23 protein-coding genes are annotated in these 25,376 nt (G+C 40.6%); 12 read left to right on the forward strand and 11 right to left on the reverse strand.

The genetic code is table 11. The annotated features are described in order from the left end of the window. Window positions 1–2: 2 nt before the first annotated feature. Window positions 3–857 carry a non-homologous end joining protein Ku gene (gene ku / locus P9989_RS20540; protein ID WP_283076697.1) on the reverse strand — a complete coding sequence of 285 codons (855 nt, stop codon included), beginning with the start codon at window positions 855–857 and terminating at the stop codon, window positions 3–5. A 103-nt stretch (window positions 858–960) separates the two neighbouring features. Here ku and ligD point away from each other — a divergent pair, with 103 nt between their 5' ends. Then, entirely contained in the window at window positions 961–2,733 is a 1,773-nt protein-coding gene (gene ligD / locus P9989_RS20545; RefSeq protein WP_283076698.1) for a DNA ligase D, read from the forward strand. Window positions 2,734–2,790: 57 nt separating this feature from the next. On the opposite strand, the gene P9989_RS20550 is transcribed toward ligD, so the two are convergent. The 4 genes from P9989_RS20550 to P9989_RS20565 all read right to left on the reverse strand — a co-directional run bounded on the left by P9989_RS20550 (window position 2,791) and on the right by P9989_RS20565 (window position 9,194). Then, complete coding sequence (locus P9989_RS20550; protein ID WP_283079003.1) at window positions 2,791–4,347, reverse strand: fatty acid--CoA ligase; 1,557 nt, start codon at window positions 4,345–4,347, stop codon at window positions 2,791–2,793. A 213-nt stretch (window positions 4,348–4,560) separates the two neighbouring features. Then, entirely contained in the window at window positions 4,561–5,715 is a 1,155-nt protein-coding gene (locus tag P9989_RS20555; RefSeq protein ID WP_283079004.1) for a thiolase family protein, read from the reverse strand. A 711-nt stretch (window positions 5,716–6,426) separates the two neighbouring features. Then, window positions 6,427–7,164 (reverse strand): Cof-type HAD-IIB family hydrolase, encoded by a 738-nt coding sequence (locus tag P9989_RS20560; RefSeq protein WP_283076699.1) that lies wholly within the window; start codon window positions 7,162–7,164, stop codon window positions 6,427–6,429. A 110-nt stretch (window positions 7,165–7,274) separates the two neighbouring features. Next, window positions 7,275–9,194 carry an LTA synthase family protein gene (locus P9989_RS20565; RefSeq protein WP_283076700.1) on the reverse strand — a complete coding sequence of 640 codons (1,920 nt, stop codon included), beginning with the start codon at window positions 9,192–9,194 and terminating at the stop codon, window positions 7,275–7,277. Window positions 9,195–9,446: 252 nt separating this feature from the next. On the opposite strand from P9989_RS20565, the gene P9989_RS20570 reads away from it, so the two are divergent. From P9989_RS20570 to P9989_RS20590, 5 genes are all read left to right on the forward strand, one after another. Beyond that, window positions 9,447–9,902 carry a DinB family protein gene (locus P9989_RS20570; protein WP_283076701.1) on the forward strand — a complete coding sequence of 152 codons (456 nt, stop codon included), beginning with the start codon at window positions 9,447–9,449 and terminating at the stop codon, window positions 9,900–9,902. A gap of 143 nt (window positions 9,903–10,045) precedes the next feature. Then, window positions 10,046–10,615 carry a biotin transporter BioY gene (locus P9989_RS20575; protein WP_283076702.1) on the forward strand — a complete coding sequence of 190 codons (570 nt, stop codon included), beginning with the start codon at window positions 10,046–10,048 and terminating at the stop codon, window positions 10,613–10,615. A 108-nt stretch (window positions 10,616–10,723) separates the two neighbouring features. Continuing rightward, window positions 10,724–11,857, forward strand: coding sequence for a CapA family protein (locus P9989_RS20580; protein ID WP_283076703.1), 1,134 nt, complete (start codon window positions 10,724–10,726; stop codon window positions 11,855–11,857). 127 nt (window positions 11,858–11,984) lie between these two features. After that, the gene (locus tag P9989_RS20585) at window positions 11,985–12,317 is read left to right on the forward strand and encodes a winged helix-turn-helix transcriptional regulator (protein ID WP_283076704.1); all 333 of its coding nucleotides are present in this window, start codon (window positions 11,985–11,987) and stop codon (window positions 12,315–12,317) included. A gap of 115 nt (window positions 12,318–12,432) precedes the next feature. After that, window positions 12,433–12,828: a hypothetical protein gene (locus tag P9989_RS20590; RefSeq protein ID WP_283076705.1), complete on the forward strand. Its 396-nt coding sequence runs from the start codon at window positions 12,433–12,435 to the stop codon at window positions 12,826–12,828. 126 nt (window positions 12,829–12,954) lie between these two features. Here the strand turns inward: P9989_RS20590 and P9989_RS20595 are convergent, their stop codons facing one another. After that, on the reverse strand, window positions 12,955–13,674 hold the full coding sequence (locus P9989_RS20595; RefSeq protein ID WP_283076706.1) for a sulfite exporter TauE/SafE family protein: 720 nt from the start codon (window positions 13,672–13,674) through the stop codon (window positions 12,955–12,957). A 218-nt stretch (window positions 13,675–13,892) separates the two neighbouring features. On the opposite strand from P9989_RS20595, the gene P9989_RS20600 reads away from it, so the two are divergent. Beyond that, window positions 13,893–14,138, forward strand: coding sequence for a DNA alkylation repair protein (locus P9989_RS20600; protein ID WP_283076707.1), 246 nt, complete (start codon window positions 13,893–13,895; stop codon window positions 14,136–14,138). Between the two features lie 108 nt (window positions 14,139–14,246). Here the strand turns inward: P9989_RS20600 and P9989_RS20605 are convergent, their stop codons facing one another. The 3 genes from P9989_RS20605 to P9989_RS20615 all read right to left on the reverse strand — a co-directional run bounded on the left by P9989_RS20605 (window position 14,247) and on the right by P9989_RS20615 (window position 17,659). Further along, window positions 14,247–14,846: a hypothetical protein gene (locus P9989_RS20605; RefSeq protein ID WP_283076708.1), complete on the reverse strand. Its 600-nt coding sequence runs from the start codon at window positions 14,844–14,846 to the stop codon at window positions 14,247–14,249. A gap of 9 nt (window positions 14,847–14,855) precedes the next feature. Then, entirely contained in the window at window positions 14,856–16,028 is a 1,173-nt protein-coding gene (locus P9989_RS20610; protein WP_283076709.1) for a ParM/StbA family protein, read from the reverse strand. 434 nt (window positions 16,029–16,462) lie between these two features. Beyond that, on the reverse strand, window positions 16,463–17,659 hold the full coding sequence (locus tag P9989_RS20615) for a class I SAM-dependent rRNA methyltransferase (RefSeq protein WP_283076710.1): 1,197 nt from the start codon (window positions 17,657–17,659) through the stop codon (window positions 16,463–16,465). A gap of 186 nt (window positions 17,660–17,845) precedes the next feature. On the opposite strand from P9989_RS20615, the gene P9989_RS20620 reads away from it, so the two are divergent. The 4 genes from P9989_RS20620 to P9989_RS20635 all read left to right on the forward strand — a co-directional run bounded on the left by P9989_RS20620 (window position 17,846) and on the right by P9989_RS20635 (window position 20,116). After that, window positions 17,846–18,262 carry a MarR family winged helix-turn-helix transcriptional regulator gene (locus P9989_RS20620; RefSeq protein WP_283076711.1) on the forward strand — a complete coding sequence of 139 codons (417 nt, stop codon included), beginning with the start codon at window positions 17,846–17,848 and terminating at the stop codon, window positions 18,260–18,262. Between the two features lie 10 nt (window positions 18,263–18,272). Continuing rightward, window positions 18,273–19,478 carry an MFS transporter gene (locus tag P9989_RS20625; RefSeq protein WP_283076712.1) on the forward strand — a complete coding sequence of 402 codons (1,206 nt, stop codon included), beginning with the start codon at window positions 18,273–18,275 and terminating at the stop codon, window positions 19,476–19,478. Window positions 19,479–19,607: 129 nt separating this feature from the next. Continuing rightward, entirely contained in the window at window positions 19,608–19,961 is a 354-nt protein-coding gene (locus P9989_RS20630; RefSeq protein ID WP_283076713.1) for a DUF488 domain-containing protein, read from the forward strand. A 20-nt stretch (window positions 19,962–19,981) separates the two neighbouring features. Then, window positions 19,982–20,116: a hypothetical protein gene (locus P9989_RS20635; RefSeq protein WP_283076714.1), complete on the forward strand. Its 135-nt coding sequence runs from the start codon at window positions 19,982–19,984 to the stop codon at window positions 20,114–20,116. 46 nt (window positions 20,117–20,162) lie between these two features. Here the strand turns inward: P9989_RS20635 and P9989_RS20640 are convergent, their stop codons facing one another. Continuing rightward, window positions 20,163–21,512, reverse strand: a complete 1,350-nt coding sequence (locus P9989_RS20640; protein ID WP_283076715.1) for a dipeptidase — start codon at window positions 21,510–21,512, stop codon at window positions 20,163–20,165. Between the two features lie 144 nt (window positions 21,513–21,656). Between P9989_RS20640 and P9989_RS20645 the strand changes: the two genes are divergently transcribed. Next, complete coding sequence (locus P9989_RS20645; RefSeq protein WP_283076716.1) at window positions 21,657–23,297, forward strand: SLC13 family permease; 1,641 nt, start codon at window positions 21,657–21,659, stop codon at window positions 23,295–23,297. Between the two features lie 142 nt (window positions 23,298–23,439). Here P9989_RS20645 and P9989_RS20650 read toward each other — a convergent pair whose 3' ends face one another. Further along, on the reverse strand, window positions 23,440–25,002 hold the full coding sequence (locus tag P9989_RS20650; protein ID WP_283076717.1) for a BCCT family transporter: 1,563 nt from the start codon (window positions 25,000–25,002) through the stop codon (window positions 23,440–23,442). Between the last annotated feature and the right edge of the window lie 374 nt (window positions 25,003–25,376).

Below are 25,376 nucleotides of genomic sequence, written 5' to 3' on the forward strand. Positions count from 1 at the left end.
GGTTATGACGATTTTTTCTTTGAAGATGATTTCTTGGTCGTTTTCTTTTTAGGGGCTGCCTTTTTAGGCGCCACTTTCTTTTTGTTTTTCGATTCATCCAGTGATTTTTCTAAGGCTTCCATAAGGTCTGTCACATTATCAGGACGTTTTTTCTCTTTAGCTGTCGTAACTTCTTCATTATTTCGTTTAGCTTCAATAAGCTCAAGAAGAGCTGTGCGGTATTCATCCGTGTACTTTTCTGGTTCGAACTCAGCCGTAAGTTCATCAATCAGTGCGACAGCAGTCTTCATTTCCTTATTACTTAAATCTGTTTGCTCAGGCACGTTTGGCACCTCTCCAACATCACGGACTTCATCCGGATAATGAATGGTCTCCATAAGCAATGTATTTTTATACACTCTTAATATAGCCAGTTGTTCTTTCGAGCGAATGATAATCTTAGCAATTCCAATTTTCCCCGTATCTTCAAGAGCCTCTCTCAGTAAGCCATAAGCTTTATTACCACCGCTGTTTGGTGAAATAAAATAGCTGCGGTCAAAATAAATGGGGTCAATTTCTTCAAGTTTAACAAAATCAAGAATTTCCACTGCTTTGTCTTCTTGTTCCTTCTTTAAGTTCTTTAAATCCTCGTCATCAAGAACGACAAATTTATTTTTAGCATACTCGTAAGCTTTTACAATTTCCTCATTTTTCACTTCCTCTTCGCAGACTGGGCACCTTTTTTTATACTCAATCGGAGACTTGCATTTTTCATGTAATTGACGCAATTTAATATCTTTATTCTCAGTAGCTGCATGAAGCTTGATCGGAATATTAACAAGACCGAAACTAATCGACCCTTTCCACATTGTATGCATTACTGTCTCCCTCCTTTTTGATTAGCTTTTACCCTCTGGGAAAAAATATGACTAAAAGCTATCGAGTCGATCAAAATAAAGGATAGAAAAGAAGGTGATTGACTTGTCTAAACCAATGCTGCCAACATTGTCTGTAGATATTCCTATGGGAAATGAATGGGTGTACGAAGTGAAATATGACGGTTTTCGAGCGTTCCTTAAGTGGACAGAAAGCAGTATTACACTCATAAGTAGAAACGGCCAGGATTTATCGGACCGTTTTCCCGAAATCATTAAAGCGGCAAAAGAAGCGAATCCTCCTGATCAACTGCCTGTTTTGCTTGACGGAGAGATCGTGATTCTCAACACCCCTTATCAGGCAAATTTCCCTCTTCTTCAAAAACGAGGACGGATGAAGAACAAAACGACTATTAACCGTATTGCCGAAAAACGACCAGCCACATTTATGGCATTTGATATTCTCGAAGCTGGAAACAAATTGACTTCATCCATTTTTACAGAAAGAAAAAATCAGCTTAATCACCTCATCAATACTATCAATTATCCGTCTATTCAAATGGTGGAAGTTTTTGAACATAAATCAGATATCCATAAACTTCTCCACCTTCATTTAGGTGAAGGAATTGTGGCCAAACGCAAGCAGAGTATTTACCAAAAAGGGGTTCGAACGAGACAATGGCTTAAAATAAAACAGTGGCGCTCCGTATCCGGCTTTCTAACCTCATTCGACCCCAAGAACGATTATTATAAAGTGGAAATTTGGCAAGGGAACAAACGTGTACCGTTAGGCAGTTTTAAGCATGGATTAACCTCAGAGCAGTCGGAGACTCTTGAGACTTTCTTCAAAGAAAACGGGACTAATTGGGAGATCAGCCCAAGTGTATGTGCCGCGGTCAACTGCTTAATGGCAGAAGGCGAGGAAATGCGCGAACCTACCTTTAATCAGTTTAGATTTGATCTAGAGCCTGACGACTGTACCGTATCCAAACGAGATTGGGACCTGCTTTTGTTTCCTGAAGATGTAGAAATCACCCATCCTGACAAAATACTGTGGCCTGAAAAGCAATGGAGTAAGCAGGATTACCTTATGTACATCAGAGCGATTGCTCCTTATATGATGCCTTTTATAAGTGATAAAAAATTGACGTTAATTCGCTACCCTCATGGTGTGGGCGATGAATCCTTCTTTCAGAAGCATAGGGCAGAACATTCTCCTGATTATGTAGGTGAGTGGCAGGAAAATGACGAAACGTTCATCGTTAGCAATGAGCTATCAAGTTTAATCTGGCTAAGCAATCAAGGAGCACTCGAGTTTCATATCCCGTTTCAAAAAGCGGCAGCCAGGGATCCGGATGAAATTGTTTTTGACCTTGATCCACCTGACCGCGAAGAATTTCATTTATCGATCATTGCCGCTCAGCTGTTGAAACATTTACTTGACCAGCTAGGTGTTCACGGTTTTATAAAAACATCCGGAAATAAAGGAATGCAGCTTCATATTCCTATCCTAGAGGGGAGTATGAGCTATGAGGAAACGAGAAAATTCACTAAAAGTTTGGTGGATCTTCTCGTAAAGGAAAGTCCTGATTTATTTACAATTGAGCGATTAAAGAAAAAACGCGGACGAAGACTTTACCTTGATTATGTGCAGCATGCAGAAGGGAAAACCATAATCTCCCCTTATTCAGCCAGAGCAACATCTGAAGGAACTGTAGCTACACCGCTTTATTGGGATGAAGTTACTGACGAATTAAATCCAGAAGATTTTACTATCAAGAATGTTGTAAAACGAGTTCAGGAAATTGGCTGTCCGTTTCAAGATTACGATAAAGTGCGAGAGCTCCAGCCCATTGATGTTATGAGACAATTAGGATGATAATGGATTACACACCAATTAGAAAGCCTCGACATAATGAGTCGAGGCTTTTCCAATCTATTCTGTTACCCGTTCTGTCTGCTCTCGAAGTTTAAATTTTTGCAGCTTCCCACTGGCGTTTCGCGGAAGTTCCGAAACAAACTCGTAACGACGCGGGCGCTTGTAACGGGCCAGTCTCTCACCCGATGTACAAAATTCATCAAGTTCCTCAGGCTTTACATCACCTTTTTTCACTACATAAGCAACAACTCGTTCGCCCCACATTTCATCAGGCTCCCCAACTACTGCAGCATCTACTACAGAGGGGTGGTCGAACAGGGTATCCTCCACCTCACGAGAGTAAATGTTCTCCCCGCCTGAAACAATCATGTCTTTCACCCTGTCGCTTACCCAGAGATAACCGTCTTCATCGAAATAACCAATGTCTCCAGAGTGATACCAGCCTTTATATAATGCCTCTGCTGTCTCTTCGGACCGATTGTAATATTCAGGCATCATACTTGGTCCGCGGACAATAATTTCCCCTAACTCGCCAGAGCTGCAAATGTCAGCGGGGTCTGCTGGTCCTTCCTCCCGTGTGCGTACGACACGCACTTCATGATTTACCAGTGCCCGGCCAGCAGACCCTGCTTTAGATAGTTGCTCGTCCTCGAGAAGAACGGTTATAGCAGGTCCCATTTCAGTCATGCCATATGCCTGGATCAACTGGACCCCTAAAGCCTGATGAAGCCGTTTCGTTAGTGCCGGAGCCATGGGCGCCCCACCATAAAGCCCTGTCCTCAATGAATTGAAGTCCTTTTTGCTGAATTTTTCTTGTAAGATCATATTCCACATCGTTGGAGCCGCAAACAGCGTAGAGATTTCTTCTTCACGCGTGATTTGAATCATTTCCTGAGCATCGAAGTGATGGAGAATTACCGTTGTTGCACCAACCATTACTCTTGGGAAAAATGTACAATGGAGTTCAGCACAGTGGAACATAGGAGCTACTGTTAAGCCGCGATCGTGTTGGGTAAGGTTTAATGTGTGGGCAAGGAGGAGAGCTTGGTCAATCATATCTCGGTGGGAATGAAGAACTCCTTTGGGGACCCCCGTCGTACCTGATGTGTACATGATTGCATAGTAATCGTCTTCATCAATTTCACAATCTGGGCGTGTACGGTCTGCCCCTTCCAGTACATCATAATAATAGCGGGACAATACTACATCTTGCTGCTCATCTATTGACCAGAAATTAATATGGGTTCTTTCGTTTGCGATTTCTTTAAGTTGTGGTGCTGTTGCCCGTTCGAATAAAACCACTTTAGGTTTAGCATCTTTAATGATAAAGCTGATTTCCTGCGATGTCAGCCTAAAGTTCACGGGATTAAAAATAGCACCAATTTTCGTACAGGCAAATAAAGTGATAGCAAATTCAGCTGTGTTATAAAGCACAGTAGAAACCTTGTCCCCTTTAGTGACTCCAGCATCAGACAGGGCATTAGCCAGGCAATTTGCTTCCTCCTCCCATTGTCGATATGTCCACCTTGAACCTAACCGTGCATCCACTAACGCTTCTTTATTCGGAAACTTCGCAGCCGTTTGTTCAAACATACTTTTAAGTGTTGGACCCATCATTATCCGCTCCTCTAATTTTGTTTGAAAACCAGTAACCCCGCGACTCTATAATTACCATTTACCCCCACCTCATGTCATCCAAAATTTGGATGACATGAGGTGGGCTATGATTACATTCCCGCCTTTTCGAGTAATGCGTCTCACCGTGGCTTCCCCTAACCTGGAGGCTCCTCCTCTTACAACAGCTATTATCCTGTCCATGTTTATGATTTAATCCCTTAGACGCTCAATGATCGTAGCGTTTGCCATACCCAGCCCTTCACAGACTGCCTGGAGTCCATAGCGCCCTCTCGACCTTTCAAGTTCGTGCATAAGAGTGGTCATCAGCTTAGTACCCGTCGCTCCAAGCGGGTGCCCAAGCGCTATCGCACCACCATTGACGTTCAATTTTTCAATATCAGCACCTGTTTCTTTCAGCCAAAACAAAGGTACCGGTGCAAAGGCTTCGTTAACTTCAAATAAATCGACATCTTGAAGACGAAGACCAGCTTTTTGAAGAACTTTCTGAGTTGCTGGCACAGGCCCAGTCAGCATAAAAGTCGGGTCAGACCCCACAACGGAACGAGCTACTACCCGAAAACGCGGTCTAAGTCCAAGAGACTCCGCCTTCTCGCGTGACATTAGCAAGATGGCCGAAGCTCCGTCACTAATTTGACTTGCGTTTCCCGCGGTAATCAATCCATCTTCTTTAAAAGCCGGACTTAGATGTGCCAAACTGTCGATAGTTGTGCCGGGACGTGGTCCTTCATCCTCGTTCATCGCTATTGGCATCCCATTACGATCCTTTGTTTCTACAGGCATAATTTCTCTTTCAAAACACCCTTGGTCAATCGCAGATAACGCCTTTTCATGACTGCCCACTGCAAACCTATCTAATTCCTTCCTGCTAAGGTCCCAATGATCAGAAATTCGCTCGGCCGATAAACCTTGATTAATCATTTCAAATTGGCTGGTAAGTTTTTCACTGTATTCAGCTCCCTGTCTATTTGAAAACATCGGAACACGAGACATTGATTCAACCCCGCCAGCAATTACCACATCCATATCTCCACTTGCAATTGCTTGTGAAGCAAAGTGAACAGCTTGTTGACTTGACCCACACTGCCTGTCAATCGTGACACCAGGGACCTCCTCGGGGAAACCAGCCATAAGGGCCGCAATTCTGGCTACGTCACCAGACTGCTCTCCTACTTGAGAAACACAACCTGCAATGACATCATTCACCTCATTCGGGTCAAGGTCAACCCGACATGTCAGTTCTTTCAGCACTTTTGCCAGTAACTCGTCTGGTCTAATATCCTTCAATAAGCCATTTTTTCTTCCAACCGGAGTTCTTACAGCTTCTACAATAACAACTTCATTCATCCTGTATCCCCCATTCATTCGAGCTAATTGAGCCCCATTTTTGGCAATGATCCCAATAAGATTTCCTCTAAGTACTTCAGCATCCTCAAAAGTCAGTTCATCTGTATCCAGACTATTCAGTCCGACTTTATGTAATTGCCTCCCATAGGAAATAAGCGAAATCTGCTCCGACGCCACCGAACTCTTGACTAAGCCATAGACAAAGGTACCGTTGCTGTCCATGCTTTTACAAAATGATTTCGGAACGCAGTCCCGGCTCTCCCATTGGTCAAAGTAAGGATAAGCTTCTTTGGCAAGAAACTTTCTCAATGATTCCTTTACAATCCTGGGTTCCTCTTATATAGCCTGTCTCCACGGAACCTTCTAATAGTTTGAATACTCAGTCATATATCTCTAAAAAACTGGTATTTATAATATTCTTGCTTACCTATTTATTTTCCTGCAATTTTAACAAGCTTCCATAAATAAGAATGTGTAAGGATACATTGGAGTCTGCAATCGCTACATAAGTCTAGAAATAAAAAATAGGCACCGCTATTCATAGTGAGTAACGATGCTTTTTCCTATAACCTATACCATAGACATACGTTGTTCTTTTTCTAGTCGGCCTCTTGCACTCTTCTACGCACTTCTTTAACAGGGAGGAGACTTTGGGATAGGGTTAATATTATTTTATGATAGGAATACTTAAATATGTCTTTAATTGATACGTCATAAAATCCTTTCAATTGCTTGGGCTACACCATCATTTGTATTAGTCTCCGTTACCCAATCCGCTTCTTCCTTAACGATCTCCTGTGCATTGCCCATCGCCACACCAAATCCGGCTTCACGTATCATGGCCAAATCATTCATACTATCTCCAACTGCCATCACCTGGTTCATCTCTAAACTTAACTTCTCACAAACCTTCAACAATGCTGCCGCTTTATTTACTCCAACCGGATTTATTTCTATATTTGTCGGACTTGAGTTTGTAATTTCGAACGCTTCATTATTACGAAGCTCATCTAAAATAACTTGACGTACTTCATCATCTTCAACGTCGAAGCCAAATTTAAGCCAATCATAATCAACGATTTCTTTATCAAAGGGTTTCTGACTGCTAAACTGTCCTTGAACCGTTGAGGTCCAAAAATGAACACCATGACCATTTCTTAGTTCCCATAACCTCTCCACATGTTCAGGGTCTAGGAGGTTCTGTTCTACAAGCTTAAAGTCTTTATCATATATCTCCCCGCCATTGATCGTCACTAGGTAGGATGAACGCCCAAGAGACTCAGCGATATCTTGACAAGTTGATAAAGACCTGCCTGTGCTGAGTACAACATGAATCCCCTCGCTTTTGGCTTTCTGAATAGCTTCATGGTTTCTTTTGGATACTTGTAAGTCTTCGTTTAATAATGATCCGTCCATATCTAGTGCTATTAGTTTGATGTTCTTTTCCATCCGTTGCTCACGTCCTCTCATTTGCTCTTCTTATTTTAGTACACTTTAGAGGAATGATACAGCATATATAATCAAAAAAAAGCCCTCACCGCGATAGTGAGGGTTTGAGGTTATTCTTCCTGTTTCTGCTTTTGCTTTTGTTGTTCATCGATGGGTTCGACTACTTTTGTTTCATCAAGGTACCTTAGGAGGTCTCCATAAATAACTGAATCTGACATCGTCAGTTCCTCTTTTGCTTGTTTAAAGAGAGGCTCACATAACTCTGAATCGATCTTTTCACCAGTCTGCCTGTCATAACATTCCCCTTGAATGCCTACATATTTTTCGCTGGCAAAATCCCCATCACGCGTAATCATTAGCTGACGACGTTCTTCACTTAATAAATCATGTCCAAACTGAATAGGATTATTGCCTTCAATCCCTAACATGTTCATTAAGGTAGGGCGCAGGTCAACTTGGCCGCCTACTGTATGGTTCTCTTGCGGCTCGATACCTTTACCATAAAACAACAGCGGTACTTGCTGAAGCTGGAACTGTTCAAATTCATTAATATCTTTACCTAAATACTCACCCATAGCTTTCTGGTGGTTTTCTGAAATACCAAAGTGATCCCCATAGATCATTAGAATCGTATTATCATAGAGTTCTGATTGCTTAAACGCTTCTACGAATTGTTTTAATGCGTGGTCTTGATAACGAATCGTTTGGAAATAGCGGTTTAGTGTCGCACTAGATGTGTTTCCTTCTTCAATTAATTTCTTATCTTCAGGCAAGGTAAATGGATAATGGTTGGTCAGCGTGATCATCCTTGTATAAAAAGGTTCCTCTAATTTCTTCATTTTGTCTAATGATTGAGCGAAGAAATTCTCGTCTAATAAGCCCCATCCATAAGAATTCTCTTCTGTTACCTTATAATCTTGTTTTGAATAATATTCATCTATACCTAGTGAGTCATACATGACATTCCTGTTCCAGAATGTTTTATCATTAGCATGCATGATGCTCGTAGAATATCCGTTGTTCCCTAAAACTTCCGGCATGGCCTCATACTCATTACTAGAATGGGTGAAAAATACAGCTCCGCGGTTTAATGGATACATAGAATTCGCTAAAAGAAACTCAGAGTCTGACGTACGACCTTGTTTCACTTGATGGTAGAAGTTATCAAAATAAATCCCCTCTTCCTTCAAGTCATTAAAATACGGCGTTAGTTCCTGACCATGAAGTTCTTTGCCCACAACAAATTCTTGAGTACTCTCTAAGGAAATGGCAATCACATTTTTCCCTTCAATTATACTTTCGTATTTATCACTCGATGGAGTACTTGTTTCATTTAAATAGTTAATGACTGGGACGAGCTCGTTACTATCCGCCAGCGTCCGCTGCATCTCCGTTCTCCCTTGAAGTACAGCGTCATAAACATGATAGTTTATCAGACCAATAAATTTAACTAGCTTATTGCGGTCAAATGTCCGCTCAAGCAGGTCAGTACGCTCTGTTTCTGCCCATGCAAGGTTAACTATAAAAAACGGGATAGCTATAATGGCAAGAATTAAACCTTCTCTGCGTTTTGGTAAAAATAGCTGCAAACGTTCCGGCTTTAAATAGAATAGTAGAAAAGCAGCGATGACAACATCAATAAACAACAAAGCATCAGTCGGAGACATGATGTTTGTAATACTGCTTCCCATTCCAGCCAGGTTGGCAACTTGCTCAAGCATCGGAATCGTAATAAAGTCACTGTATTCCCGGTAAAACAGGATGTTTGCATACATGATCAAAGAACCAAGAATATAAGAAACTAGCATCCCTTTCCGGCCAGCTAATAAAATTCCGAGCCCAAAGATAAGCAGGATACTGCTCAACGGGTTGAAAGCCAGAATTAAAGCTTGGTTTGTATTTTCTACACCCAGATCAAAAATACCGCTCTGGATATAAGACATCTTGATCCAGAACATTCCGATCACGATTGCATAGACTAATAATTTCAATTTTGTATTTTTATTAAAGTGTTTTTTTCCTTTAAACATTTGTAAAACCTCCGTTAAAATTACACTTACCCATTTTACATTAATTTTACTCTCTTTTGAACTGTTAACCACCTTCTTTTAACAAAATGAAATAATTGTAACAGTGTATACAACACATTGATACGTAAAAATAGTCATAAAATACCATGTGGGTGGTTGTCCATATACTTTAGACGTTTTTGATTGACTGTTTGTTACAAGAAATATAACTTTTATTATGAAGAGTAAGTATATTATAGGAGGGGCACCATTATGAGTAAAAGCGCACAATTGATTGATTATCTAATGTCACATCGTGAAGTAACGAATGAACTGGCTGCAAAGATTGATCCTGACCATTACACGTTTAAGCCCACCCCTACATCAATGGAAGCCCAAAAACTTGTAAATCACATCCTTGAATCTACCTATACGTTTGCCAGGCTGGCAAACAAACAGGAGCCTGAGAAGCTTTTTGATGAAGATGATACGGCAGACTTAACAGAACGTGCTCAGGAATATACGGAGGCAACAGTGAAATTGCTTAGCAAATTAACCGATGAGGAGTTTGAACAAACATTGGACGTCAGCCATATCTTTGGAAAAGAAATGACGGCCGGTCAGCTGTTGAATATGGCCATCGACCATGAAATAAACCATAAAGGAAATTTATTTGTTTACGTCAGAGAGATGGGGCACACAGACCTTCCTATGTATGTGAAGGCATAAATAGCTGAGAGTTCCGCTAATTAGAGCGGGACTCTTTTTATTTGCCTAGTTGGCAAATATATAACTTTCGCTTCTACCGATTTATCTTTTCGTATGTTAACTTAAATTATATATAGTTAACATACGAGAAGGAGTGACTATTTGTGAATGAACAAAGCAGAAAACTAAGAGTCCTTATTAACTCTTCTATTTTTGCTGCCATCACTGCTATTTTGGCACAATTCGAAATCCCCCTCCCCCTTGTCCCTATCAGTGGACAAACCCTGGCCGTCGGTATTACAGCTACGGTTCTTGGGAGTCGGCAAGGGGCTACAGCGATGATTTGCTACGCAGCTATTGGAGCAGTTGGTATTCCCGTGTTTGCTGGGTTCAGCGGTGGTCTTCAGGTTCTGGCTGGCCCTACGGGAGGTTACATCGTTGGGTTTATTGCAGCTGCTTACATAACAGGTTTTCTTCTGGAGAAAACGACTTTCACCATTCCCATGGCTCTGGCTGCTAATACTCTCGGGATGATTATAATTTTGATTTTTGGTGCAGTTCAATTAAAGTTTGTTGCAGGATTAGGATGGGAAGGAGCCCTCAATGCAGGCGTTTATCCCTTTATTGCAGTAGGTATCATTAAAGCTTTCTTAGCCTCTTGGATCGGCATAACAATCAGAAAGCGACTTATCCAGGCCAGCCTCCTTTCCACATCGGATAAAAAGTCAGCTTAGCAGTACATAACCTGATCCCTAAGATCAGGTTTTTTCTGTTATAATTAAAGACAAAGTTCGCATTTAATCGAGTTATTTCTTCATTACATAAAAAAGGATTGTGATCATATGCGGGTATATCTCATATTCTTTCTTCTCATTATCTTTTTTTTATCAAGCGCTTGTGAGGGGAAGATACCGACAAAAGAATCCCGGCCCTCACCGTCTTCACAAATTTCTCTTAAGCAAAAATCCACTCCCCAGCGGTCATCCTCCATTAGTGTCTCGGCTGTCGGAGATGTGCTGATTCACGATCGCGTATACAATGATGCTAAAACGGAAAGTGGCTATAACTTTATGCCAATGCTTAAACAAGTTAAACCATTCTTAGAAGACACCACGATTACGATGGCTAATCAGGAAACGATGATCGGCGGGAAAGAGTTAGGATTATCCGGTTATCCAACGTTTAACAGCCCAAAGGAAATTGGAAACAATCTGAAGGAATTAGGAGTAGATGTAGTTACCCTTGCAAACAACCATAGTTTAGACCAAGGTGCAAACGGCATTCGCAAGGCTCTCAGTCATTGGAATAAACTCGGAATGATGTATACGGGTGTCTATAAAAATAAAGAGGATAGTGAACATATCCGAGTGTATGACACAAAAAAAGGGATAAACGTAGCCTTTCTGAGCTACACTTACGGAACAAATGGAATCCCCGTTCCAAAAGACAAGCCTTACCTCGTTAATTTAATTGACAAGGGAAAAATGAAACAGGATATCCTTAAGGCTAAGAAGATAAGTGATGCCGTCATTCTGAGCCTGCATTTCGGCAAACAATACGAACCCCTCCCTTCACAACGACAAAAGGACCTAGTTCAATTCGCTGCAGATCAAGGGGTTCATGCTGTTATCGGCCATCACCCTCATGTACTTCAGCCAATAGAATGGGTGGAGGGAAAACAGGGTAACAAAATGCTCGCTGTTTATTCCCTGGGAAATTTCTTTTCAGGTCAGGACTCTTTTCCCAAACGAGTTGGCGGGATTATAAAGTTCAATTTGATAAAAGAGAATGGAAATGTAGAAGTTGAGAACCCTCGATTTGTTTTGACGTATGTCACCTCTTCCGGACCGCACAATTATGAAGTGATCCCTATGCACAAATTGACTTCTCACCAGTTATCAAACCACAAGCAAGTCATAAGAGAGAAGAAGCAGCATCTTTCCCAATGGATGCCTGATCTCACCTTCATTGAATAATGGAAATAGAACGGGGTTATTACTATAGGTAAGCTCGTTAACTAAAGTTAGTTATTTCGTTTAACATAATTAATATTATTTAATAACTGCAATGTCCGTGGTATAATATATACAGGAGTGATGAGACATGAATAAATTAATATGTCCTCGTTTTGAAAAAGCAATTGGCCTCTTAAGCCAACGCTGGACAGGTTTAATAGTCTATCAGCTTTTGGAAGGAAAGCAACGTTTTTGTACAATAGAATCTTCTATTGGAATTAGTGGAAAAGTCCTGTCTGACCGATTGAAAGACATGGAGAAGAACGGATTAGTTAAGCGTGACGTGTTTCCTGAGACGCCAGTTCGTATTGAATATTCTTTAACCGATAAAGGTTTATCTTTGAAACCAATAATGGATGATATAGAGAAATGGGCTCATGATTGGATTGAGCTTGAGGAAAATGAAATCATAACCAAATAACTTTAGTATGAGGTTCTGCTGCGGCAGAACCTTTTTTTATCTATGTCTATCAAAACATAATTGTATTCTTAGGGGTAAAAACATATACTTTTATTAATTGGGGAAGGGGGATGTAATGAAAAAGTTAACGTTACTGTTTTTGTGCCTTGCAACACTTATTGCATGTTCTAACGACGCCGATTCAGAAGAATCCTATTCAGTAGATGATGCCAGGAAAGATGGACACGTCATTGAAGAACATCTGGTTGATAATTTTGAACAAATCACCCAAGGAGCCTTGAAAGTTCAAAATGTTGATAAAATCCCCTCCTTCCTGGAAAGTGTAGATCAAAAAGAAAGTGACAGTGTTAACATTTCAATCTTTACGAAAGATGGCACACATTTCAAAACACAATTTCCTATGATGGAGAAACCATTCTTTTCGAAAATAACTTCGGAGGATACTACCAAACACCGACTGGAGAGTTTTCCTGTCAATTTATTTCTAAACGTGGTCCGATCGTATATCTAGACAGCTGTAAGGCAGAAGATGGAACAAACCATTCTTCGATGATTGGATTTATAGGTACGAAAGAAGCTTTTACCAATGCTGAATAACAGCTATATCGTCAGCCGATACATGCTGACATTTTTATTTTTACAGTGCACTTTCTATAAGTAAATAACATCCAGTGAATAGCAGAATAATATAGGTTATTACTTTAAATACAGATTGACTTACCCATTTAAATAGCTTCTGACCTAAGAATAGTCCTATGACCACTAAGGGCAGTGCCAACCCACTCGATATCCAAACAGTCCTGTCCGTACCTGCAAATATTACTTGCACGAATAGACTAGTTAAATAAACAAACAGGTAAAATGCCAAAGTCGTTGCCCGAAGTTTTTCTTTTTTTGTTTCTGTCCCGGCAAAATAGAGCAATAAAGGAGGACCAGGCATCCCTATACTTGTTGTTAAAGCTCCAGAGATACCACCTGTAAAAATGTCTCTTCTGTTTGTCTGCTTCATACGAAAAGAAAGCATTAAAAGTAGTGTAAGCAACAAGATCACTATGCTTACTGCTAACTTTAGTTGATCCGTATTTACCATCAGGAAAACTCCGATTCCTGCTATTAATCCGAAAGAACTTCCCATGATTAGCCTCTTCAATATAGCCACATCAATGTCACGTCGAATTTTCCGAATTAAAGCCAGAGAAATGACCAGAGATAAAACCAAATTGATTTGAATTGCTTCTGATGGTTCGAACATCAATAACAAAAAAGGTGTAGCCATGATGGAAAAACCAAACCCTGTACTGGTTTGTAAAATAGACGCAGCTACAATAATTACCAAGAACAAAATAACGAAATCCATCTCTACATCTACCTTTCATAAAACGCAAAACCACGCTTGGCACCATATAAACCATACTTTTAGTAAATCGTTTTTTTATATTTCCTCATACTTTGTATAATTTCGTCGACATTTCCCGGGAAATGTCCATAAAAAGTTTTCTTTCTTCCGCAGGTTATCTGTTATTTTTTGTATAATCAGACAATAGTTGTGCAAAGATAATCCTGGAGGTGATCTATATGAATCCTTATCTTTGTCCAAACTGCAAGACAAACCGTTCGAGATTTAATAAAATCAAACAACTTTCTACTGCTGTCAAACTAGATCCAAGAACTGGAGAAGTTTTGTCAGAATGTGATAGCGGGCAGTTAGCTACCTTCCATATGGATTATAGAGGTCCAGAGTATAAAGTGCAATGTGGAGCATGTGGATTGATTGAGAATGAAAATACTTTTCTTGCTTTCGCAGAACATAACCCATTATAGAGAACTGCACTTCAATAGCAGTTCTCTTTTCTTGGCTTAGTTCGTGGATTTGGTGAGGTTAGTCCGGGTTTTTGAAAACCAAAAGCTGTGATAGCTTTTGGCTGAGTATCATTTATTCATATTTGAGAGAAAGTCATCGAGCATTCCTTCCTCTTCCTCTTCTTCTTTTTCCTGAGGTTGCTCTTGTTGTAGCTCATCCATAAGATTATCCAAGTTTAAATCGCTTAGGTCATTTTCTTCAAACTCAACCGCATTTTCTTCTTTTTCATCTTTATTCATTTCTTGAGGTTCTACTGCTTTTAAGCCCTCAATTGATGTGGCAGCAGCTGTTTCTTCTTGAAGAAACAGCGCCTCATTGATGTCTATAGCATTGCTATTTAAGGAAGCCAGGAGGCTCATAGCCCTTGTCGGATCAATCATAAGCTGATAAATAATGCTTCCCATGAGCGCTTCAGAATGTTCATGTTTGATCCAGTTACGTTGTTCTTTGGTGAGTTTCCGGGGCAACGGAATGGTGATGGTTTCCTTATCTTGTGAAATCGTTGAGCTGACTCCGTCCATAACGTATTGAGCTATCTTACTTGAAAAATTTCTTCTCTCTTGTTCTTTTAGTTCAGAAAGCCGTTTCAATATATGATCCGGCGTGTCAGAAGGGACACGGAATGTAATGGATTGTCCCCTCTCCACGCTTTTTTTTGCATTACTCATTCAATCACCTTACTTTGATGATGAGGCAGTTTCGGTTTTCTTGTCAGCTTTCTCAAATTTACGCACAAAGTCAGAAATGAGTTTGTAATACGCATTGGCCATCATCCAAATGCTTTCATTTTCGTCTTCAAAGAAGTCAATGTTGAAGCCATCCAGCTTATTGTTGAGGGTCTTAATGTAATCTTTAAGGACTGCTGATCCTCCACCGACAAAATAGCAAATTTCAGACTGAGAATTCTTCTGCCAGACATTTCTTAAGAAGCGGTATTGTTTTTTAGCGAGTTCTAACAAGATGCGATCTGTAATATCATGGACACTTGTACGGCTTCCTTTAACCATGATGTGGTGACGATCATTTTTTCGGGTAATAATGTCTACCACGTCACGGCGGCTATCTAACTCTACTCCATGTTTTGTCAGAATTTCGTCTCTAATCTGCTCTAGTGATTCAGATACTCCCAAGTTATAGCCCTGGGCCTTATCATCATCTACATTTCTATTTCTGATGACTGCAATATCTGTTGAGAGACCACCAATATCTTGTATTAGGATTTGTTTATCAATCAGATCTTTATTAATGATATTTAAGTCATTATCCATCACAAGGTTTACGAACGCGGCAAACCCTTCCGGATAAACCTTGACCTCATCAAATTTAAGATTTACTTTCATTCCCTGGTATTGAGGTGTAACAAGAAACTCCACTTGGTGAACAGACCCGAGCAGCTGGGAACGGTATCCTACATCCTTTCCTTCTTTCACTTCACGGAGAGGGAGGCCCGTACCCAGCGTATAATTTGCATCTACGACGTTGTTTTTGGATGATTTAGCATCTTTATTAGATACTGCATCTAAAGCTAAAGAGGCAAATAGCATAACCAATGTCTGGTCTTCTTCCGCTTTACTGCTCCCTGGATCCAGTTCAGTAGAATTATCGCTTTTTGCGGCTAGTGTTCCCACACGATAAATAGCGTTATTTTCATCTAGCGCAGGGGAGTGCACTCTGATATGTAAATTATCAAGCGGGTCTTTGTCATCTAATTCTTCAATCCCGATAACAGGGCGATCTTCCAAGTCTCTAGCCATAACATTAGGGATGTACAACTCAGATTCCATTTTCCCGAAGTTTGCTTTTACTGCATCATTTCCTACATCAACAGCAGCAATTCTTGATTTTGTCATTTAAAACTCTCCTTTAAATTCAAATAGCAGGTTACTAGAATAACCTTACTCTACTATTAAACATATTAAAATCGACCCTAATAGTCAATGTGCCATTTTATGCATTCTTTTCCGCATACTTGAACACAAATTTGTTTTCTTGCAATCTTTTTTGCACGCATGTTGTTTCATCAGTTTGTATTCGCTTTTGTACACATGTAAACTTATTTGTACTCAAAATGTATTCATATTGTTTTCATGTAAACTTATTTGTGTGCACTTCAATAATGGATGAGCTTTCCATTATTGATGAACAGCACTAACTGATTTGTCCCCATAAATAAAAGAGCAGCCAACTCTTGCTTTTCTGCAAGTTAAGCTGCTCTAATCATAAAATTGGAGACAGAGAACCACTAGATTATTTCTTAATAATAGATTTTATTAAGAGGTCCTCATCACCTCTTCTTTTGAATAAACAGGACTTTAAGGTAATTACCTTCTTTAAATTGCGATATAGTTTTAAAGTCCTCCGGGAGGGAGTATTCTTCAAGTATCTGATAACTCATAGCGGATTCCTTAAAGGCTTGGTCAACAAAGGATTTGAACTTCTTCATATTAAATTTACTGCAATTTGTGGAGGCAACAATTACACCCTTGTCCTCCGTAATTGAAATCGTTTCTGTGAGGAGGCTGGTATAGTCCTTCTCTGCACGAAAGGTGAATTTTTTGGAGCGTGCAAAGCTTGGTGGGTCAAGGATGACCAGATCAAACGATTTATTTTTCCTTTTGGCATACTTAAAATACTTAAATACATCATCGACAATTATATCGTGTGCCTCATAATCAATACCATTTAAACTAAAGTTCTCAATCGTTTTCGCATAACTTCGGTTTGCTAAATCGACACTTGTTGTTTGGGAAGCACCTCCTAATGAAGCAAATAAAGAGAATGCACCGGTATAGGAAAACGTGTTAAGTACATTTTTTCCATAGGCGTATTGATCCTTTATGGTGCGTCTGACCTCTCGCTGATCAAGAAATACCCCCACCATGGCTCCTTCGTTTAGATAGACAGCAAAATTCACGCCATTTTCCTTCACGATGATAGGGAAGTCACCGCGCTCCCCTTTCACAAATTCGTCTTCCTCAATATACTGGCCTTGCTTACCAAAGCGTTTCTTTTGATAGATAGCTTTATATTCAACGTTTTGCTCTAAGGAACTGATCAAATGGTCGCTAAAGGAATAGGCCCCTTCGCTATACCAGTTAATTAAGTAATATCCGTCAAAGTAATCAATGGTAAGGCCGCCAATGCCATCTCCTTCTCCATTGAAAACCCGGAATGCAGTTGTTTCCTCATCCTGGTACAGGTTATTTCGATTTTTGACTGCCTTCTTCAACTTCTTATCAAAAAAGCTGGCATCGATAAGTTCTGATTCGTTGTGGCTGATCACCCAGCCATAGCCTTTGTTTTGTTTACCATAATAACCTTTTCCGATAAATTGACCTTTTTCATCAATAAGCTTCATGATCGTGCCTTCTACTCGCAGATTCTTAGAAGCAATGATTGCTTCCTTATGGATTAACGGATAGCCTTTTCTATATTTTTCTGCATACCTATTGCGTACTGTTACATTTATTTCATTAACCATTCCATTCTCCTGCCCTTTCGTGAGAAGTTATACCTTCTAACATATCACAAAATCGTATGACCGCCTAATAGATGGATATACTTGTCCTTTATCCCTGATACATAATCCTTTACAAGAGCTTCAGTTTCTTATAAGATAGCCTTTATGCACATTACTTACCTAGGTAAATAATTGGAGGGAAGGTAATTGGATTGTTCTAACCATCATCTGTTACACCTTTTAAACCAGCAAGTTCGCATATTGAATAAACAGATTAACGACAAGCTAAAAGATTTTGGCTTATATACATCACAATGGTCCGTTCTCTATTGTCTTTACAAAAATGGACCAATGACACAAACAGCCATTTGGCAATATTTAAACGTTGAAGCACCTACGGTTACTCGAACGCTGACCCGTTTAGAGGAGAAAGGCTGGATTACTCGAAAGCCAGGAGTGGATAGACGAGCGCGTATCATCCAGATTAACGAGTCTTCCTTTGATCAAGTAGCAGACTTGGCTGATATCATCAGAACATATGAAGATGAGGAACTTCTTGGGTTAACAAAAGAGGAGGAACACCAATTAAGGTCGCTTTTAAACAGACTTGGAACCAAGGAGTGATCGAACAACTATGACAAACAAAAAAAATCCAATTTGGACAAAAAGCTTTGTAAGTATTTCCTTAACCCAGTTCGTCGTATTTATTACGTTTTACACGTTACTAACCACATTACCTATTCATGTCATCATCAACATGGGAGGAAATGAAGCACAGGGCGGACTGCTTGCGACAATAATGCTAGTTGCTGCCATCCTTGTCAGGCCATTTTCAGGAAAAATACTTGAACGCACCGGTAAAAAGAATGCCCTCATGATGTCAGTCTTCATATTTGCTGTTACTACCTTTTTATATATGTGGATTACTCAGTACGAAGCTTTGCTAGCATTAAGGTTTTTCCATGGACTATCCTTTGGAATACTAACTACGGCGACGGGAGCCATTGCAGCAGATGTAATTCCTCCTGAGCGGCGTGGTGAAGGACTTGGGTATTTTGCTATGGCCATGAATATCGCAGTGGTTGTAGGACCATTTATCGGTTTGTCCCTGCTGCAATTTACTACATTCCAAACCGTTTTTCTAACTTTAAGCTTATCCATGTTACTTGGCGTTATTTCCTCGTGGATCGTATATGTGCCGCAGCAAGCTGAGGAAATCCCTGCTCCAGTTAGAAAAAGGTTATCATTACACGATCTATTTGAAGTTAAAGCCCTGCCCATTGCAGCAATAAGTGGTCTCACTGGTTTTGCCTACTCTGGCATTCTGTCATTTATTTCTTTATACGCTAATTCTTTGGGCTTAGCGGCCATATCCAGTTACTTTTTTGTCGTATTTGCCTTCTTAATGATTTTATCCCGACCTTATTTGGGGCGTGCTTTTGACGTACGAGGACCAAGCTTTGTCATTCTGCCCTGTTTAGTTATCTTTGCTATTGGACTCGTAAGCTTGAGCTTTACACAATCTGCGTGGGGTTTATTGATTTCAGCTGGATTAATTGGACTGGGTTATGGCTCATTATTGCCAAGTTTTCAGACGATGGCCGTCCAATCAGCCTCTAAACACCGAAGCGGACATGCTACGGCTACGTTTTTCACCCTATATGACACAGGGATAGCCGTTGGGTCTTATGTGTTAGGTCTGCTTATCACCTTTGCCAGCTTCTCAACTCTCTATATCATGAGTGCAGCTGTTGTTTTAATGGTGGCTGGGTTGTTCTATTTCTATCAATCTAAGCGTCATCGAGGTCCACAAGAGGAACGTACTACCATGAATGCATAGCGGGAGACTTAAGCTGTCCAGCTTTGGGCTGCTATTCTGCTTCGAGTGGTTCGAAAGAGATTTCCCACGATGGAAAAAGGGTATACCTTTAGAAATAGAATCTTATAAATAGTAGGGAAGGTGATTGTGATGTCAATCGTACTTCATAGAATTTACGACGAAGAGAAGCCTACAGGAGGTCATCGGATCCTAGTCGATCGTGTGTGGCCGAGAGGAATATCTAAAGAGGATGCCGACCTTGATCAATGGATGAAAGGAATAGCACCAAGCTCCTCCTTAAGAAAATGGTTTGCTCATGACCCTGATAAATTTGATGAATTTAAGCAATCGTATAAACAAGAGATTGAGCAAAGTTCTGAACGTCAGGATAAGCTGAAGGAGTTAAAGGAATTGGCAACGAATGAACGGCTTGTTCTCCTGTTCGCAGCTAAGGAGACGAAGTATAATCATGCTGTTGTTCTTAAAGAATTAATTGAGAATTAATAATAGAGGATGGTGTACCCATGAAAGAACATGTAGGCCAGTGCTCCCTATGCAAGAAGGAAATTTATTGCCTAGATGGATTTCTAGATGGTGTAGTATCTGAAGATAAAACCCTTTATTGTTTTAAATGTGCAGCCAAACAAGAAGAATCCTAAGGAGTGAGGCAGCCTCTCATAAATAGAGTGGCTGCCTCACTTTTTACTAGAGCTTATATAAGTACTCGCAAACGGTCTCGATTCCTTTTGTGAAATTATCGATGTAAAAGTGTTCGTTTGGTGCATGGAGGTTTTCCGATGGAAGCCCAAACCCCATCAACACCACAGGAGTATCAAGAACTCTTCCAAACACTTCGACGATTGGAATGGACCCACCCTCTTTCGGGAACATCGGACGAACACCATACACTTTCTCATAGGCATCAGCAGCTTTTTGAAGCATGGCTTCCTGAGAATTCAGGGAAACAGGCTTAGCCTGGATCAGAGTTTCCGTTGTAATATGACTTCCTTCTTGCTTGTGTTTTTCCAAATGCTGTTTAATCCGCTCATAGATAGTTTGAGGATCCTGCATTCCCACCAGCCGACAGCTAATCTTCGCACTGGCTTCACTAGGGACAATTGTTTTAACCCCTTCTCCTTGAAATCCTCCAGTGACCCCATTTATTTCTAGAGTTGGGCGAATTCCGGTTCGTTCTTTAAAGGTAAATCCTTCTTCTCCGTACAAATGGTCTAACCCTAATTCCTCTTTTGTGTGTTCCTCATTAAAGGGAATGGCTGCAACTTCTTTCCTAAGCTGGTCTGTTAACGTCGGAACCCCTACATAAAAGTTCTCCACGGTGATCCTTCCCCCTTCATCATGAAGGGAGTCTAGAATATGTACGAGCGAATGAATTGCATTTGGTACCCCACCGCCGTACGAGCCAGACTGCAAATCAGTATTCGCAGTCCTGACGTTAACGGTCATGGCAAGTGCTCCTCTTAATGAGGTGCATATTGCCGGCTGGCCTTTTTCAATAAAAGAAGTATCGGAAATGAGTACAGCATCTGCAGAGAGCTTCTCGGCATTCTCATGTATGAAAGGAGCCAGACTTGGGCTTGCTATTTCTTCCTCGCCTTCAATGCAAAATTTTACGTTAACGGGAAGTGACCCATGTTCAGCCATCAGTAATTCCAACGCTTTTATATGAATAAACAACTGACCTTTATCATCAGTAGCCCCTCGAGCGTAGATTTTACCCTCTCTAATAGTCGGGTTAAAAGGCTCTGATTCCCAAAGTTCAAGAGGGTCAGCGGGCTGGACATCATAATGACCATAAATAAGAACTGTAGGTTTACCCTGAGCATGCAGCCAGTCTCCATAAACGATCGGATGACCATTAGTTTCTAAAATATTAACATTCTCCATTCCTATTTCCTGAAGAGCATTGACCACCCAATCCGCCCCTTTACGAACATCCTCGCGATGCTCCGATAAGGAAGAAATACTCGGAATCCTTAAAAAATCTTTTAATTCTTCTAGAAATCTATCTTTTTGCAGATGAATATGTTCTCTCATATAAAAACCTCCGAAATGTTTATTTATCTGTATTATAATGGAGTTCAACAGCAATTTACAAAATTTCACTAGTATAAATAACTTGAAATTCAGTTAATTTCGTAATAGTTTTAAAGTTCACACACTTATTAAGGAGGGTAACCTATGAAATATGCAATTTCTCATTGGTGGAATGATATGTGGAAACTTCACCAGCAAGCAAAAGATTTATTGAGTTTTTTTGCAAGCGGAAACACAAATGCCTCTGTGGATAAGAAGAATTCACAAGCTGAACATAATGGTGATGATGAGCCGCCCGTAAGCTATAAGTCTAGTCAAAAAGTAGGTCTATGGCTCGGCCCGTTATTATTTGTTCTTACGATGATCTTTTTCAACCCTGAATCTTTATCGAGTGAAGGACAGGCTATCCTGGCTTCAACTATATGGATCGCAACCTGGTGGATTAGCGAGGCTGTTCCGATTCCTGTTACTTCGCTATTGCCGATCGTGTTGTTCCCGGTTACTGGTGGCTTAGACCTTGATACCACGACCTCATCCTACGGATCTGATACTATATTTTTATTTATGGGTGGATTTATTATTGCGCTGGCAATGGAACGCTGGAACCTGCATAAGCGGATCGCACTCAGTATCATCGCCGCGATTGGAACCAATACGGAGCGTATCATCCTCGGCTTCATGGTTGCTACTGGTTTTTTATCCATGTGGATCTCGAATACAGCTACGGCCATGATGATGGTCCCAATTGGCCTCGCGATTATTTATCAAGTGGCTGACTCTCTCAAAAATGACCCCATTGATACCTCTAAAGAGAATTTCAACTTTGGTAAAGCTCTTATGCTTGGTATCGCTTATTCTGCATCAATCGGGGGACTTGGAACGTTAATCGGTACTCCACCTAACACCATATTTGCGGGCACAATTGACGAACTTTATGGCATTGATATTTCCTTTGCCCGCTGGATGTTATTTGGTGTCCCGATTGCCATCATCTTATTAGCTATTGCGTGGGTGTACCTCGTGAAAATCGCATATCCAATGAAGTTAAAAGAAATTCCTGGAGGCCGCAAAGTTATTTCTGATGAACGGAAGGCTCTTGGGAACATGAGTTACGAGGAGAAGGCAGTCATGACCGTATTTGTTATCACTGCTTTAGCCTGGATTTCACGCTCATTTATTCTAGCCAATTTCATACCAGGGATTGATGACGCGATAATTGCCATCGCTGCTTCCATTGTCCTATTTATCATTCCTGCTCGAAATAAGAATGCCAAAGCCTTAATGAACTGGGATACTGCCAAGGAACTGCCATGGGGGATCCTCTTACTGTTCGGTGGTGGATTGGCTATTGCAGCAGGCTTTAGAGACTCGGGACTGGCGCAATGGATTGGAGAGCAGCTCACTGTTTTAGAAGGGATATCATTCTTTATCATCCTGCTTGCAGTGATTACTTTAGTTATTTTCTTAACAGAAATTACATCAAATACGGCAACAGCAACCATGATGTTTCCTATTATGGCATCGCTTGCTGCAGCGATTAATGTACACCCTTATAGTTTGATGATAGCAGCCGGCGTAGCCGCATCATGTGCATTTATGCTTCCTGTTGCTACACCTCCTAACGCGGTGGTGTTCGGTTCAGGTTATCTCAGGATTCCTGATATGGCTAAGGCGGGGTTCTGGCTAAACCTCATATCCATATTCATCTTAGCCATAGCTGTATATTTCTTAATTCCACTAGTGTGGGGAATCACCTTAACTGAATTCCCTAGTAATCTGCGATAACACAAACAAGCTAAGGGGATTAATTGGATATTCATACAAATTAACCCACCTCAGGTCATCCAGAATATGGATGACCTGAGGTGGGTTTTTCTGACATGAAACATAAACAAACCCTGATCCTGCAGAATCAGGGTTTTAGTATTTATGATTTCGTTTCCTTTCGTTTTCTTAAGGAAGCAACTTTAAACCTATCTTTATTAAATTTCATCCTTGGTCGCCGTTCGGTATGCTTTACTTCGTTGCTCGCTACCTTATAGAAGGAGGCTCCCATCAACAGGATAACGAATGAGAAGGGAAGCGCAGCTATAATCAATACATTTTGTAAGCCTGCTGTTCCGCCGAAGTACACGACTACTCCCGCCATGGCTGACTGGGCGAGTCCCCAAACAATCTTCACATTGCTTGGCGGATTTAAGGCTCCTTTAGTACTCAGCATTCCAAGTACAAAGGTTGCTGAATCTGCCGAAGTAATAAAGAAAATGGCTACGACAAATACCGTAATTAACGACATGAGTTCCCCAAGCGGGTATTGTTCAAGCACCCCAAAGGTAGCTGTTTCTAAAGAGAAATCAGATATCATAGCAATTCCGTTTTGTTCAAGGTGTAAGGCAGATACCCCAAACACTGTAAAGAAGATAAAGCACACAATCGCAGGAACGATAAGCACACCGAGCATAAATTCTTTTATCGTACGACCTTTTGAAATCCGTGCAATAAAGATCCCGACAAAAGGAGCCCATGAAATCCACCATGCCCAGTAAAAGATGGTCCAGTTATTAATCCATGTCCGATTCTCCTGATCCAGTGGTTCAAGGTGAAAACTCATCTCAAAAAAGTTCGCTAAGTAACCGCCAATGGTACTTGTAAACATGTTTAATATATAGAGGGTGGGGCCTACGATAAACAGCATGAGTAACAAAACGAAAGCTAACCCCATGTTAATGTTACTAAGGTATTTAATCCCCTTCCCTATTCCTGACCAAGCTGATCCAATAAATAATACAGTTGCAACAGCGAGAATAACGATTTGAAACCAAAAGGTATCGGGTGCACTAAAGAGAAAAACCAGTCCTTCCTTGATTTGCGCAGAGCCAAAACCTAAAGTTGAGGCTACCCCTACAACGGTTGCTACCACAGCAAGCGTATCAACAACCTTACCCGGGATCCCACTCATGCTTTTTTCACCGAAAATCGGGACAAGCGTTGCGCTCACTAAACCAGGCGCTCCTCTATGAAATTTGAAATAAGCCAGCACAAGAGCAACTATTCCATAGACAGCCCAGGCATGGACACCCCAATGGAAAAATGAGTATTGTAGGGCTTGCTTAATTGCAGTATCAGTCCCTAACTCTCCACTCGGAGAACTCTTAAAAGCATGTGAAATTGGCTCGGCTGTTGTCCAAAAAACGAGCCCCATCCCCATCCCTGCACTAAATAACATGGCAAACCAGGTAGGCAAGCTGAATTCCGGCTTGTCATCCTCTTTTCCGAGTTTAATTTTGCCGATTTTTGAAAAAATTAAATATACACAGAAAGCTAAAAAGATCATAATGATCAATAAATAATACCAGCCAAAATAAGTAGAGAAAAATCCAGTGACGTCAGCTGTTACTGTCTTCAAGTTATCCGGGGCTATGCTTCCCCAGATCACTACGGCAAGACAGACAGCTAGTGCGTTCCAAAATACAACGGTAACTTTCTTCAACCATTCCACTCCCTATTAAATTTATATACGTATAACGACATCAGCATCTATAAATACCCAAAAAAACAACCAACAAAACACCATTTCAACAAACCAATTATTACCACCTCAGGTCATCCATTTAATGGATGACCTGAGGTGGTAATAATTTGAAAGTAAAAACCCACCTTAGCTAGGTGGGTTTGTTTGGGGGGCAGTCCTATTAAAACAGGGAAAGTATGAATCCTATAACTACTATTAACCCGATAATCATTAGTATGGTTCGTATCATAAGAACACCCTCTTTTCGTAGTAATCTTCATTTTTCTTATTCCTTATTATGCCCAATATGAAACAATTACCACGAAAATTCGTTCCTTCTTCCTGTATTACGC

This window comes from Halobacillus naozhouensis, from assembly GCF_029714185.1.
GTDB lineage: Bacteria > Bacillota > Bacilli > Bacillales > Halobacillaceae > Halobacillus_A > Halobacillus_A naozhouensis.